We start from the raw sequence: 13,948 nt of genomic DNA on the forward strand, positions 1-13,948 counted from the left end.
GGCATAGGAGCATTCAATGAGCAGCGGTGAAAAGCAGTTACCTGTTTTTGTAGTCGACGATGATGAATCGGTGCGTGACTCGCTCGCTTTTATGTTGGAAGAACATGACTTCAACGTCACCACTTTTGCTGATGGGCAGTCTTTCCTCGATGAGGTGGACGTTCAGCAAGCGGGGTGTATCATTCTTGATAGTCGAATGCCAAATCTTCGTGGTCAGCAAGTCCATCAAATTTTAAATCAAGCCAACAGTCCCTTGGCCGTTATTTACCTGACCGGACATGGTGATGTCCCGATGGCGGTCGATGCATTACAAGCTGGCGCGGTCAATTTTTTCCAAAAGCCAGTCAAAGGAGATGAGTTGGCACAAGCCATTTTGCAGGGGCAAGTGCAGTCGGCTGCAAACCTTGATATGGCGGCGGCAAAATCGGCGTATGAATCGCTCACTCCTAGAGAAAAAGACATTTTACGTTTGATCATTGCAGGCAAGCGCAACATTCGAATTGCTGACGAACTTTGCATTGCAATGCGCACGGTTGAAGTACACCGCGCCAACCTATTGAAAAAGTTCTCAGCGAAAACCGTCGCAGAGTTGGCATATATTTATGGCAAGCTAGATTAGAGCTTAGTGAGTGAAGTTTCTTAATGTTATTTGTGGATACAACTTGAGCTTTATGACGACTCGCGTATTATCTTCTTCGTTCCTACTTTATCTGAATTCTTATGAGTTTATTGACTAAACGACATCACACACCACATAAACGGGTGAAATGGCTACTAGCGATTATTGGCTGGGTGGTTGTCGTGTGCCTGATGCAAAATTCAGGTTTTGCATCGTCATGCTCTATGAAGTACGAGACGGTATCGCCTGCTGTTTCACTTACAGATGAGGGTTCGAGCGTCAAGTCGATTGATGCTAAAGAAACCAGCAAATGCGAATTGTCTGAAAAGTTAATTCAATTTTCTCAACATCAGATCGATGCATTTATTGTTGTTCTGTTTGTCGGTCTTTTGGCGTCGGCTATTTGGATGTGCTGCGCTTATATTCGCGCACAACATTGGACGGAGCCGATAGGTCGTAAGTATCGAGTCCATCTGACTCTCTGTGTATTCCAAGAATAAAAACGTGCTTTCTGACCAATAACGTCAGCGGTTTAGCACATTTGTTTTTATTATTAGGAATTACTATGAATCAAATTACCAAACTGACTCAGTTCGCGTCTATGTTCTTTATGACGCTGGCTTTGAGTTTGTTCTCTCTGAATATTTCAGCACAAACTACCGATACCGGTTGGATGACCAACCCGCAACATCCTCCAGTGCAAACGCGCTTTGTACTAACGGGTCAACAAGATCCGCAAGCCAAAACACTTACAGGTTATTTGGATGTCAAGTTAACCGGAGACTGGAAAACTTACTGGCGATCGCCGGGCGAGGGTGGTGTCGCGCCATCGATAGATTGGCAAAACTCGCAAAACCTGAGCAAGGTTGATTGGCAATGGCCATATCCGCAAAAGTTCGAGTTATTGGGCATTGAGACTCTCGGTTACAAAGGCGACACTTTGTTCCCAATGACGCTGCATATCGACGATATGTCGAAACCCGTCACGATTGATGCAGTGCTCACGCTTTCTTCCTGTACTACGATTTGTGTGCTGACGGACTACCAAATTCAATTGACGTTCTTACCCTCTGAGCTGAAAGTGGACGAAGACGTGATGTTCAGTTACGCCCAAGCGGTGAGCAATGTTCCTCAATCTTCGCCTTTTGTTGAGGTCACGCAAACAAATTGGGATGCGACTCAATCCAAATTACAAATCAAACTAAAGAACACGCAAGGTTGGCAAAATCCTCAAGTGTTGGTGGATGGTGTTGGTGATGCGATTCGTGACTACAGCTTCAAGTTGGATGGACTTCAGCAAGAAGGTGATATTGTCACAGCAAATTACTCGGTTGATACCTGGCTGGGTGAGGTAGAGCTTAATGAACAATCGTTATATGTTTCCATCAAAGATGATAACTTGCTGGTCGAAGAGGTAACACAAGCACAAGCAGGAGCGGTTACATCGTCACTGCCAACTACCTCTTTAGCGAGTATTTTCTTATTTGCACTGTTAGGCGGTTTGATTTTGAACATCATGCCGTGTGTGCTGCCTGTATTGGGGATGAAGCTCAGCAGTATTGTGGCTGCGCATGGTGTAGAGCGCCGTCAAATTCGTACCCAGTTTATCGCTTCTTCTCTGGGGATTCTCACTTCGTTCTGGCTGATAGCTGGATTCATTTTGGTGTTGAAGCTTACAGGTAACGCGATCGGTTGGGGCGTGCAGTTCCAAAGCCCTTGGTTCCTAGGATTGATGGTACTAGTCACTGCTTTATTCGGTGCCAATATGTTGGGGTTATTTGAAATCCGTCTGTCATCGGGTACCAATACATGGCTGGCATCGAAAGGTGATAACTCTCTAGTGGGTCACTACGTTCAAGGTATGTTCGCCACTTTGCTTGCGACACCTTGTTCCGCACCGTTTTTAGGCACTGCCGTTGCTTTTGCCTTGGGCGCGGACGTATTAACGTTATTTGCAACCTTTACAGCATTAGCATTGGGTATGGCACTGCCTTGGATCTTAGTCGCTGTGTTTCCAAGTATCGCGCTAAAACTTCCAAAGCCCGGTCCATGGATGAATGTCGTTAAGATCGTGTTTGGCATAATGATGTTGGCAACCAGCGTTTGGCTACTTTCATTAATGGCAAATCATGTACCGATGTTATGGATTGCACTCATCGCTGTGGTTGCTTTTGTCGTCATGATGGCAAGAATTAAGCGTGTGTATGGTGAGAAAGCACTTGCTGTATCGGGGACCGCATCGTTAGTGTTAATAGCTGGCGGCTTACTACTTGGCAGTGTCACTGCTGACCAATGGGCAACGCCACTTCCGGATGATCTAGCTTGGCAAAAGCTTTCTAATTCAGCGATTGAAGAGCACGTCAGTAATGGGCGAGTGGTGTTTGTGGATGTGACTGCGGATTGGTGTGTCACGTGTAAAGCGAACAAGATCGGCGTGATCTGGCAAGATCCTGTCTACTCATTGCTGCAAAGCCCTAATGTGGCGACGTTAAAAGGAGATTGGACACATCCGGACGGCTCGGTAACGGACTTTTTACGAGCTCATGGGCGTTACGGCGTGCCGTTTAACATCGTCTATGGCCCGGCGGCGCCACAAGGTATCCCGTTACCTGTGATTCTGACTGATGATGTTGTTTTAAGCGCCGTGAAACAAGCGAGTGGGGGATCCATTCAATGAGTTCGACAAAGCAGCGTAGAACAGTCCGATATTGGCTCGTTCAAATCGTACAGATGGTGCTCATTGTCACCGTTATTTCTATCGCGATGGATTGGTATCGCACCAAAGATATTCCCAAACAGGAGGCACCACCATTGAGCTCCGTATTGAGCGATGGTGAATACTTCGATGCAATCGCACAAAGTCATGAACAACCTGTCGTTGTTTATTTTTGGGCGACTTGGTGTCCCGCTTGTAAATTTGTAAGCCCAAGCGTGAGCTGGCTGAGTGATGACTATGCCGTAGTTGGTGTTTCTGGCTCATCAGGGCCAAATGAGCGTGTGGCGCAGTTTATGCAGGCAAAAGAATATCGTTTTGAAAACATAAACGATCCTTCAAGCGATATTATGCGTGAATGGAAAATTAGCGTGACTCCAACCATTTATATTTTAAGAAATGGTGAAGTGACCTCTATTACGACAGGCATCACAACGCCGATAGGAATATTGGCGAGAATTTGGTTGGCTCGATAACGAAATAAAAATCCGATATTCAAAATACTGAATATCGGATTTTTTCTTTTTATTTTCTCGCTCCAACGGGAATCATAATGTGTGCGTATGGCGTGCCTTTCCACATCACGTATGGGCCACCATAACTTGGGTCGGTTGGTAGAGAGTCCAGCAACGCTTGGTCTGGGGTAATAATCATCAAGTGTGGTCCTTCCACAATCCATTGATTATCGTCCGTCATCCCTTCTGCAAATGGGTCGGTGTTACTGGCACCTCCATCACCCGCTAACATGTAAGAAATGCCTAATGCTTTGGCTTGGAAAGGTTTTTTGTTCATCCAAGCGTCTGCCCATTCCATCCAAGGACCATCCATACACATTGGAGCAATGCCTTCCAATTGAGGTGGCGTTGGGAAGCAAGTGTATTGGCTAGAACCTTCTTGCAGAACGTTATTGTTCCAGTCCATCACTGTTACTTTATCGCGAATAGTCGGTGGTGCAGCACTCAGTGCATCTTCTAAAAGTGCTTTTGAATCATCGGCTGCGAATGCGCCAAAAGCGCAGCTGACCGAAACAACAGCAGTTAAATAAGGATTTAGTTTCATAAATTAAACCTCAAGTTAATACAACATGAGAATTTGAGCACTTTAATTATAGGTTGATATTCAAAATAAGAATCATTATTTAAATGAAAAATAATAAGCGATAGGTTTGTTATATTAATTTAAGTGTTCTTTCATATACAGTTTATCGTCTACTAATACGTGTAGTTTAAAAACATCCGGCTGTTCTGCTTTGAAGCGTTACCAAAAGATGCTAGATAGGTGTTTTTAGTGATATGAGCTGAGTTTATTTGTAATCTATATTTTCAACACCTAATTTCCCTCGTATGGCTAATCGTATAAAAAATATTTCATCTTTATTGTTGCCACGCTAAGGCGTACTTTCTTAAGTATATGATTAGCTATAAAGGTAATGAGAATGGGACTAAAAATCCGTGGTTCTGTTGGTATAAATGGCACTAACTCTAAAAATGATGTTAAAGCAGTTCAACAATTTTTAAATGATAACCAAAAGAGAATAGGGTTTACCCGACTGTTGGTTGTTGATGGCTCGTTAGGGCGGAGCCCTCATTTATCGAAAACAGTAGAGGCAATAAAAGTGTGTCAGCGTAAGCTGCTTTATATGGTAAAGCCAGATGGTCGGATTGATGTAAATGGTAGAACTCATCGTAAGCTCAATGGATTACCAACCTATAGCTCAGTGAAAAATGATCCTCATGATGCTCAAAAACTAGTAACCAAAGTACCTTGGATGAAAACAGCGTTGGGAGAAATTGGACAAAAAGAAGTTTCAGGCACTAAGGCCAATCCAAGGATTTTAGAGTATTTTACAGCATCTAAGTTCTGGGGCACTGATGACTCTGGAGGTCAAAATGCTTGGTGTGGTTCGTTTGCCGCTTGGGTTTTTAAACAACACGGAATCACTCCAGTAAAAGAAGCTTATCGAGCAAAGGAGTGGAAGGGTTTTGGTAAAAACATCTCAGAACCTATACATGGAGCTCTAGGGATTAAATCGAGAAAAGGTGGTGGGCATGTTGCTTTTGTCGTGGGAAAGAGCCCTGATGGTAGGCATTTGTACATGTTAGGAGGAAACCAAAGCAACCAAGTCAATATAGCAAAGTACTCTATTGATGTCTGGGACAAGTTCGTAGTACCGAGTAACTACGATGAAACAAAAGGTACTTTACCTGTATATACAAAAGGCTCTGCCTTAGCAGGAACGGAAAGTTAAATATGAAGAAATTTATAAGTTTGCTAGGCTGTGTAAGCTTATCAGCTTGTGCTTCACAGGGAGTGTACTCTCAGAATGAGGTACTCAAAGATGCGATAGTTCAAACGCCCTATTCTGCAGTGGTGAAAATTACAGGTTTTGAAAAGTTTGCTGAACACGAGGAAGATGTTCTCTTTAAAGTTCAAGCAGAAGTGATTCAGAAACTTCGTGGAGACGTTGGGTCTGAGATTACTTTCAGTATGTATGGCGAGCTAGGAGATGAGCCCAATATACACAATGATCCTGTCATTCTCACACTATGTCGTGATAAAGATACATATTATTGGCCTGGAACAGGGGCTGAGTTTGGGGCTAATCAAGAGAATATATTAAACGCTCAAGAAACAGCTGCTCACTTGGATACAGAGCAGCGCCATTTTGCACATTGTTCAGAATGAAATGGGGGGGGGCGGTTGAAACGAGCGGTTACAGAGCTTGTTAGTCGCCATCGTAGACAGCGTCTTTGCTGAATGATTCGTCGAGATTTTTTAGTCTTTGATTGTCAGAGGCGACTGACAAAACCATACCAACTGTGACAACCAAACCGCTATTAAAGCAGGATATTATTCCTTCAACTTTGTGTTTTAGGAGTAGTCATTAGACTACCCAATAATTGTTGGAATAAATAATGACGAAACGTTGGCTTGTCTCCGCTGTGAGCATTGCGCTGCTCGGCGGTGGTACGTATTTCTATCTCCAATCTGCCGCTCAACCAGAATTGCTGCCTACATTGATTGTGGAAAAAGGCACGATTGAAAAACAAGCGGTGGCTGTTGGTAAAATTGTCCCTGCACACTCCGTGTCTATCAAGTCACAAATCGACGGTATCGTCGGTGAAATTTACGCGAAAGTTGGTGAAAAGGTGAAGCAAGGCCAGCCGCTGATCAAAGTGCGTCCAAACCCAACCCCCCAAGCATTAACGGATGCATCGGCAGAACTCATGCGTAGTGAAGCCGATCTGGAATCCGCCAAACAAAAACTGTCCAACTTAGAAAGCTTGGTCAAGCAGGACATTATTCCAAGTAACTACGACGAATACGTAAGTGCGCGCTCGGCAGTCAAATCTGCGCAAGCGGACGTATTGCAAAAGCGCCAGAATCTCGAACTCATCCGCATTGGTGAGGCGTCTATCGGTGATGCGCGTTTAACGTCGACGATCTACGCGCCAATTGATGGCACGGTACTCAACCAGAAAGTTGAGGTCGGAGAGCCGATCATCTCGACTCAATCAAGCCAAGCCGCGACTGAAATGATGTCATTGGCCGACATGAACAGTCTGATTTTTAAAGGTAGCGTCAGTGAGCATGATGCTGCGCAGTTGTCTCCGGGAATGCCCGTTATGTTGACGGTTGCGCCTTATCCTGATGTGGCGATTTCTGGTGTGCTAACCAAAGTGGCGATTCAATCTGAGAACCTTAACTCACCAGAGGGCAATGCTTCTGCAAAAAGTTTTGATAACGGTTTTGAGGTTGAAGTGGGAGAACTCAAGATCCCACAAGATGTGTTGCTTCGTTCTGGTTTTTCATCGACGGCTCAAATCATTCTGAAGAAGTCTGAAAACGTGCTCACTCTACCGGAGCGCGCTCTGCAATTTGATGGTGACGCACCGAATGTTCTGATCCCCGATAGCTCAGAACAAGGGTTTCATAAACAACCTGTGAAACTCGGTCTGTCAGATGGCATCAATGTCGAAGTGCTTGACGGCGTGGAGCTTGATGAAGAGGTTATCGACAACAGCATGATGGGAGCGGCGCATGGTTAAGCTGCAACGATCAAAAATCGCCTTTGCATTGTTGGCTGCCACACTCAGTTTGCCGACCTACGCAATTTCTATTGAACAAGCTTGGCAACAAGCAAAGCAGAACGATCCAAATTACGAAAAAGCGAAAATCGGCGTCCAGCTTGGCGAGGTTGGCGTACAGAGTAGCCGCAGTGCGTTATTGCCGGGTTTAAGTGCCAGTGCATCAGCGGATTGGAATGAGTCCTCAAGCCATTCCAACAGTTACGGCGCTACCTTATCTCAAACTATTTGGGATAGCAGTTTGTGGTCGGAACTGGATCAAGCGAATGCCAATTATCTCAAAGCACAGTTAGAGCTATCTCAATCGCATAACGAGCTTGCGCAGAAGTTGCTCACCGCTTACCTAGATGTGGCAAGCGCACAGGGCGACCTCAAATTGGCGCAGTCCAAGCTGGAGGAGGGGAAGGAACTTCTCAACATCATCGAGAAACGCTATCGAGCAGGCAAAGTGAAGTCGGTTGATGTCGAAGAGACGCGAGCGAATCAAGTCTCTGAGCAAGCAAGTATCCTCAATGCAAAAGCCGATCTCGAAGTGAAAAAAGCAGAGCTTGCGGCGTTAATCAATCAAATGCCGGAGAGTGTCGACCAAATTCGAACGGATTCTTTAATTCAGCCGCCGATGCTGGTGGACTCTCTGGAGCAATGGCTAAAGCTGGCGAAAGACAGCAGTCCAGAGCTGCTGGTGGCGGCGCAGATGGTGAAAGCGAGCGAGTTCGCGAAAGATTCAGCTAAAGGTGGATACTACCCGACAGTCAAAGGCAGTGTGGGCTACAGCGATGGTGATAATCGTTCAAACGGCGAGTTTAACGCTGGGATTAGTTTGAGTTTGCCGATTGACCTCAATGGTGCAGTGCGAGCGAAAGTGGACGAAGCATCGTTGAACATTTTAAGCGCCAAGCAAGAAATGCGTAGAGTGGAAATTGATATTCAGAAACGGGTTATTCAGCAGTTTACGCAGGTCGATATCAACTGGAATCAAGTTTTGATAGCGAACGAGCTGGTTGAGTCGCGCGCCAGAGTGTTGCAAAGCAAAGAGAAACTTTACGACGCTGGTCTGCTTGAAGTGTCGGAAGTTATCAGTGCACACAACAGCTTGTTTGAGGCGAAAAACAGTCTGCAAACCAACTTGTACAGCTATTGGCGTAAGAGAATCGGCTTACTGCAAACCGCAGGGAAACTCGATGACGATACCATGGCGTTGATCTCTCGGGCTTTTCATTCATGAGCAGCCTGTTGCAGCAAATTTGGCAAACGTTGATGGCGCACCGTATGAAGAGCGTGCTAGCCATTATTGCGATTGCTTGGGGCGTGATCTCTGTGGTGGTGTTAATCGCACTTGGCGAAGGCTTTTATCGCCATCAGACCCAGTCGTTTTCATTTATGATCAACAATGTGCAAGTGGTGTTTCCGTCGAGTACCAGTAAACCGTGGCAAGGGTTACCTTCAAGACGACAAATTGATATTCCACAAGAAAAAGTCGACATGATCAAACAGTCGGGCTTCGTGCAACAGGCGTCGAGCGTTTACGCCAAATGGGATGCGAATATCACCAATCTCAAAGGACAGAATTTATCGAGTACGGTCAGCGGTATTGATACGTCTTACTTTCCTTTAATGCAACGCAAGCTGCAATCCGGTTCGAGAAACCTGTCACCAAGTGATATGGACAACCACACTCGCGTGGCAGTGTTAGGCGATCAAATTGCGCAAATGGGCGGAATCCAAATCGGGGATAGGCTCAAAGTCAACGGCATTCCGTTTTTGGTGATTGGGATAACCGTTGGTGAGGACACTGGCATTTCATTCGGCGATAGCCGCACGGTTTTCATTCCTCAAACAACGTACCGCGATTTGTGGGATGCGAAACCTTGGATGGTATTGATGAAGCCGAGAGATGGGATGGATGCACCGTCGTTTCGACAAAATATCGTGAACTTTTTCGCCAAGCAGCTTCATTTTGACCCAAGTGATAAAGATGCGGTCGAATTACCCGATTTTAGTGAAGGTGCGGCGGTCATCAGTGGAATTTTGCGCGGCATTCAGATTTTTCTCGGAGCGAGTGGCGCGATGACCATGGCGGTCGGTGCGCTTGGCGTTGCCAACATCATGTTTTTATCTGTCACGGAGCGCACGCGTGAAATCGGTGTGCGTTTGGCGATCGGGGCGACTCAAAAATCCATACTCAGTCAGTTTATTCTTGAGGGGCTTATTTTGGTAGCTGTGGGCACGGCATTAGGTCTGATGTTTTCGTATGCCGTGGTATCTGTCTTAAGCAGCATGGCATTACCGGAATGGATTGGTTTGCCTGTGATCACGCCAGATTCCATTGCTTGGTCTTTACTTGTGACGCTTGTCTTGGCATTGATGGCATCGTATTTCCCAGCAAGGCGAGCATCGCGTCTCACGCCAGTCATTGCTTTGAGTGCGAGGGCCTAGTCATGTTGTTACCGATGAGACAAATTTTCCAAGAAATGGCTGCAGAAAAGCTGAGATTGGGTTTGACCATTCTGGCTGTAGCGTGGGCGACCCTCTGTATCGCTGCTATGTTGGCGGTAGGTGAGGGTATTCGTCAGGGCGTATTGAAAACCGCACAAAATGGTAACGGCAACTTGATTTATTTGACCGGAGGGATGGCCACCGTCGACCACGGTGCTTTTCACCAAGGTAAATTTCTGACATTAAAAATGGACGATTCAGAGGTCGTTCGAGCGTTACCCGATGTAAAAAGTGTTGCGCCAACTGCGAAGTGGAAAGAGCGCATCACCGTTGGTGACAGAAGCTCGTGGCAAGAGCCCTTAGCGGTCACGAGCGAGTTTCAATCCATGACCAATTTGGTGCCGATGGCGGGAGGGCGATGGTTAAATCCACTCGATCAAAAAGAGACGCGCAAAGTCGTTGTACTGGGTTATGAACTGGCAGCCGACTTATTCAACCCGAATGAGGACTTTAGTTGGTTTGCGACAGTCACATTGCAACTCAACCCTGTGGGGAAAAAGGTAAAAATCGGCAATGAGGAGTTCACCGTTGTGGGCGTATTGGAGAAAAACAGCGCTCAAATAGAACTGGGGGATCTTATCAACTATTCCAGCTTTGTGCCGTTAGCGACGTGGAAGCGATTTCATGTCAACGGTGAAATTGGTGGCATCAATGTGCAACCACAAGCGGATGTAGACCGAGAAGCCTTAGCAAAGACGATAAGGCAAGTGATTGCCCGTAAACATGGGGCAAGTGTCAGTGATGAACAGGTCGTCCAAGTCGATGATATGTTCCTTAAGCAAAAGAGTATGCAGCAATTTCTGATAGGTTTGCAGAGTTTCCTTGGCATTATTGGCTTCGTGACGTTAGCTGTTGCTGGCGTCGGCATTGCCAATGTGATGTATGCCACCGTAAAGCGATCTACGCGTGATACCGGCGTGCGCATGGCAGTCGGTGCAACCCCAACGGCTATTCGCATGCACTATTTAGTGCAGTCTTTATTGACAATGATGATGGGGGGCGCGCTTGGCTTAGGCGTGACGTACGCGCTGGTGTCTGCCATCAGTTCCATTCCTTTAGAGGGCAATGCTTTTTATGAACAACTGGGTAAACCTGTCCCTGAGTTGTCGTGGGTCGTTGTCGCGATTGTCATCCTCACCTTAGTGATCATTGGTGTGGCATCTGCATGGTTACCTGCAAACCGAGCCGCAAAAGTCAGCCCGTTGGAGGCGCTACAAAGTGAATAACAACAATAACTCTGGAGAGAACATGTCGAACAAGCCGCTTGTTGAGCTGACCAACATCTGTAAATACTACTCAAGCGGGGAGGCGGAAGTTCGCGCGTTAGACGGCGTTGACTTAACCATCAATCAAGGCGAGTTTCTTTCGATTCTTGGCCCGTCCGGTTCGGGTAAATCAACGTTGATGAACATGCTCGGCTGTTTAGATAAGCCCACTGATGGCGAGTACCAACTTGGCGGCCAAAACGTCGCAAGTTTAAGTGCGAATGAGCTGGCTGGCATTCGTAACCAAAAGATTGGATTTGTCTTCCAAAGCTTTAACTTATTGGAATACGCGACGGCGCTCGATAACGTGGCACTGCCGTTGGTTTACTCTGGCATCAAAGCCAAAGAACGTCGCCAGCGCGCCGCCAAATTGCTAGAGCAAGTCGGGCTAGGGGATCGTTTAGACCACAAACCAAACCAGCTTTCTGGCGGTCAAAAACAGAGGGTCGCGATTGCAAGAGCCTTGGTCAACGATCCGCAAATCATCTTAGCGGATGAACCAACGGGTGCATTGGATTCAAAGTCCGGCGCGGAGATTGAAGCCTTGTTCAACCAACTCCATGCCGAAGGTAGAACGTTGATCATCGTGACGCACGATAACGCCCTCGCAGAACGCACCAAGCGCATCATCACTATCAAAGATGGCAAGGTGATTTCGGATAGGGATCCGGAGGGAAGATAAATGAATTTTTCTTGATTGAGACTGGAGTTATTTTAAGGAAGATAGCCATGGAATAGGAGACGCTATCTTCCTTTATTTTTATTCGCGATGTTCGCCTTGTCTCTCTTTTATCAAGTCATGCTTTTGTTCTTTAAGTAGAGTGATTGCGAGCTTAGTGTCCTCAATCAATTTACTGTTATCGTTGAGATCTTTGCTCTTCAAAGGCAAAACCAGATAATGAATGCTGCCATCCTCATTCTGTACTCCGGTAGCAATGATGACATCACCTTCAGACGCCGTACCAAAATACTCTGAAACCACTTTGGTTTCGCTGACACCGTAACTATCCAAATAGGATGATTCCGTGTTGTCAAACAAGATAGGAACCCCTTGCTTAGCTAATGTTCGCAATTGTTCTTGCTTTTGCTCGTCGAATGGATAGTCGGTTGTACTGATATAACTTACCTGTTCAGCTTCAATAAAATCGTACAGTTCATTGCTCAATTCATTTAATGGGGCAGATATCCAAGGTGTAGCTGGAATGACGTCGGAAGTAGCGTCATTGTCATTCTGTGGTGTTGGAACGGTAACCACCTTTTGAGCAGCATCGCTCTCAGGAGGCGTTACACTTTTTGTCTCAGTTTTCTCTGTCTTGATTTGCTCGTCAAAGCTTGCAACAGAATCGCTCTGGGAATTCTTGTTATTTGAATTAATTAGAAATATGGCGAGTACTGCACCAAGTGCTAGCGCCGATCCAGTCAAGAGTTTTTTATTACTTGTCATGTCTTACCGTTTATTTCATTAGTAAATACGGCGGCCACTTATTCACTCCGTGGCCGCAGGCTAATAAGTTAGTGGTAGAGCGCGTCATTCCAAGAGATAGTTACGGCTCGGCTAGTCTCTGTCCATTGACTGCTATCACGATTTTTCTTCCAGGTATTTTCTGGAGTGGTATACCAGCTACACCAGTCACGACCAAAGTAGTAATTGGTTTTTCGCCAACCTGCAACCAGCTTGACTTCTGACGTATCTAGGCCATCTTGAATATCATTTTTTCGATATACAACACCGACTTGCGGTTTAAAGTCAGAGCGCATCACTACAGGTAATTCGCTATAGTCAATTAGGTTGCCCATGTCACAGCTGGTCCAACGGTACAATAACCAGTCTTTAGGTGGAGTATTGTGGCGGATAGTCTGGTTTTCGATAAGCCAATTAATGCTCTCATTGGTCTGATCAAAATCAGCCACCGTCTGAAATTCTGGTTGATCGTAAGTTACGCGGTTACTCCAGGAGATACCACCGCTAATATTTGGAGAATCAGAAGCACTGAAGCCAAGATTAAAGTCCAAAGACTCACTGACAGATGCTGTTGCAATAGTGTTTTCTGGAGCATGGCTCATATGACGTAAAGGGGCACCATTTAAATAACTCAGTGCCAGTTTAAAGGCTGTTGGGATTGTGTAACGGTAGTCTCCACCGGTGGCAAAACCATAGATCTGCTCTTTATTCGGTACATTAGTCATGTCGAAACCAGAACCTCCGTTTAGAAGCAACTTGGCTTCCTTAGCTCCATTCGGCAGCAAAGATTGGTTCCAGACATTTTCTAAGGAGTAAATTAAGCGGATCTTCTTCGAGCGTGCATCGCTATCATCGAGCTGTAGCAAGGTCGAAGTGTAAGCTTTTAATGTATCTTCAGCATGTGCTGGAGCTAGAGAACCAAGTAATGCGAGCGCGATAATACTCGCGGAAAGATGCTGTTTTTCCATTGTTGTTTCCTATTAGTCAGCCCATAAAGGTTATTATTGGGTTTTAACAATAACTCTATAGGTGTTTTATAATTATGGACAGGTTATTAATTGGTGCTCAATAATTGAGCGGTGAAATATTGCATCTTGTTTTTTAATAAAAAAAGGAAAAGTATAGATTCGTGGGATTAATGTCTCATAGTTTTTAAATTCATTAATCAACTGTAATAAATAAGAATGTGGTTATTAAGTCTTACCTTTTTAAGTTATTACTTAATTTTTATCTTCTAATGTTATGTTTATATTTTCTTATTGATAGAAGTGAAATTTATAAGTGTTAACCATGTTATTGTTGGGG

The 13,948-nt window shown here is 45.4% G+C and carries 14 protein-coding genes; 11 read left to right on the plus strand and 3 right to left on the minus strand.

Annotation, left to right across the window (positions count from 1 at the left end; translation table 11 throughout):
- Window positions 1-16: 16 nt before the first annotated feature.
- The 4 genes from NL644_RS11380 to NL644_RS11395 all read left to right on the plus strand — a co-directional run bounded on the left by NL644_RS11380 (window position 17) and on the right by NL644_RS11395 (window position 3,808).
- The gene (locus NL644_RS11380; RefSeq protein ID WP_047010025.1) at window positions 17-619 is read left to right on the plus strand and encodes a response regulator transcription factor; all 603 of its coding nucleotides are present in this window, start codon (window positions 17-19) and stop codon (window positions 617-619) included.
- A 101-nt stretch (window positions 620-720) separates the two neighbouring features.
- Complete coding sequence (locus NL644_RS11385) at window positions 721-1,119, plus strand: hypothetical protein (protein ID WP_114323261.1); 399 nt, start codon at window positions 721-723, stop codon at window positions 1,117-1,119.
- Window positions 1,120-1,184: 65 nt separating this feature from the next.
- Window positions 1,185-3,296 carry a protein-disulfide reductase DsbD gene (locus NL644_RS11390; protein ID WP_114323260.1) on the plus strand — a complete coding sequence of 704 codons (2,112 nt, stop codon included), beginning with the start codon at window positions 1,185-1,187 and terminating at the stop codon, window positions 3,294-3,296.
- The gene (locus NL644_RS11395; RefSeq protein ID WP_041852915.1) at window positions 3,293-3,808 is read left to right on the plus strand and encodes a protein disulfide oxidoreductase; all 516 of its coding nucleotides are present in this window, start codon (window positions 3,293-3,295) and stop codon (window positions 3,806-3,808) included. Before NL644_RS11390 ends, NL644_RS11395 begins: the two co-directional genes overlap by 4 nt.
- A 49-nt stretch (window positions 3,809-3,857) precedes the next feature.
- On the opposite strand, the gene NL644_RS11400 is transcribed toward NL644_RS11395, so the two are convergent.
- On the minus strand, window positions 3,858-4,391 hold the full coding sequence (locus NL644_RS11400) for a hypothetical protein (RefSeq protein WP_114323259.1): 534 nt from the start codon (window positions 4,389-4,391) through the stop codon (window positions 3,858-3,860).
- Window positions 4,392-4,767: 376 nt separating this feature from the next.
- Between NL644_RS11400 and NL644_RS11405 the strand changes: the two genes are divergently transcribed.
- The 7 genes from NL644_RS11405 (at window position 4,768) to NL644_RS11435 (ending at window position 11,863) form a co-directional block, all read left to right on the plus strand.
- The gene (locus NL644_RS11405; protein WP_046874446.1) at window positions 4,768-5,580 is read left to right on the plus strand and encodes a TIGR02594 family protein; all 813 of its coding nucleotides are present in this window, start codon (window positions 4,768-4,770) and stop codon (window positions 5,578-5,580) included.
- A 2-nt stretch (window positions 5,581-5,582) separates the two neighbouring features.
- Window positions 5,583-6,017, plus strand: coding sequence for a hypothetical protein (locus tag NL644_RS11410; protein WP_052708172.1), 435 nt, complete (start codon window positions 5,583-5,585; stop codon window positions 6,015-6,017).
- Between the two features lie 230 nt (window positions 6,018-6,247).
- Entirely contained in the window at window positions 6,248-7,381 is a 1,134-nt protein-coding gene (locus NL644_RS11415; protein WP_114323258.1) for an efflux RND transporter periplasmic adaptor subunit, read from the plus strand.
- Window positions 7,374-8,645, plus strand: a complete 1,272-nt coding sequence (locus tag NL644_RS11420) for a TolC family protein (RefSeq protein ID WP_253658408.1) — start codon at window positions 7,374-7,376, stop codon at window positions 8,643-8,645. The genes NL644_RS11415 and NL644_RS11420 overlap by 8 nt, the downstream gene beginning before the upstream one ends.
- Window positions 8,642-9,856, plus strand: coding sequence for an ABC transporter permease (locus NL644_RS11425; RefSeq protein ID WP_253658409.1), 1,215 nt, complete (start codon window positions 8,642-8,644; stop codon window positions 9,854-9,856). Before NL644_RS11420 ends, NL644_RS11425 begins: the two co-directional genes overlap by 4 nt.
- 2 nt (window positions 9,857-9,858) lie before the next feature.
- On the plus strand, window positions 9,859-11,142 hold the full coding sequence (locus tag NL644_RS11430) for an ABC transporter permease (protein WP_253658410.1): 1,284 nt from the start codon (window positions 9,859-9,861) through the stop codon (window positions 11,140-11,142).
- Between the two features lie 22 nt (window positions 11,143-11,164).
- Window positions 11,165-11,863, plus strand: a complete 699-nt coding sequence (locus tag NL644_RS11435) for an ABC transporter ATP-binding protein (RefSeq protein WP_114323338.1) — start codon at window positions 11,165-11,167, stop codon at window positions 11,861-11,863.
- Window positions 11,864-11,941: 78 nt separating this feature from the next.
- On the opposite strand, the gene NL644_RS11440 is transcribed toward NL644_RS11435, so the two are convergent.
- Window positions 11,942-12,625, minus strand: a complete 684-nt coding sequence (locus tag NL644_RS11440) for a topoisomerase I (RefSeq protein WP_253658411.1) — start codon at window positions 12,623-12,625, stop codon at window positions 11,942-11,944.
- Between the two features lie 68 nt (window positions 12,626-12,693).
- On the minus strand, window positions 12,694-13,611 hold the full coding sequence (locus tag NL644_RS11445; RefSeq protein WP_053809756.1) for a leukocidin family pore-forming toxin: 918 nt from the start codon (window positions 13,609-13,611) through the stop codon (window positions 12,694-12,696).
- Window positions 13,612-13,948 lie beyond the last annotated feature (337 nt).

The sequence above is a fragment of the Vibrio sp. Y10_XG_PY6 genome (assembly GCF_024181795.1).
Taxonomy (GTDB): Bacteria; Pseudomonadota; Gammaproteobacteria; order Enterobacterales; family Vibrionaceae; genus Vibrio; species Vibrio diabolicus.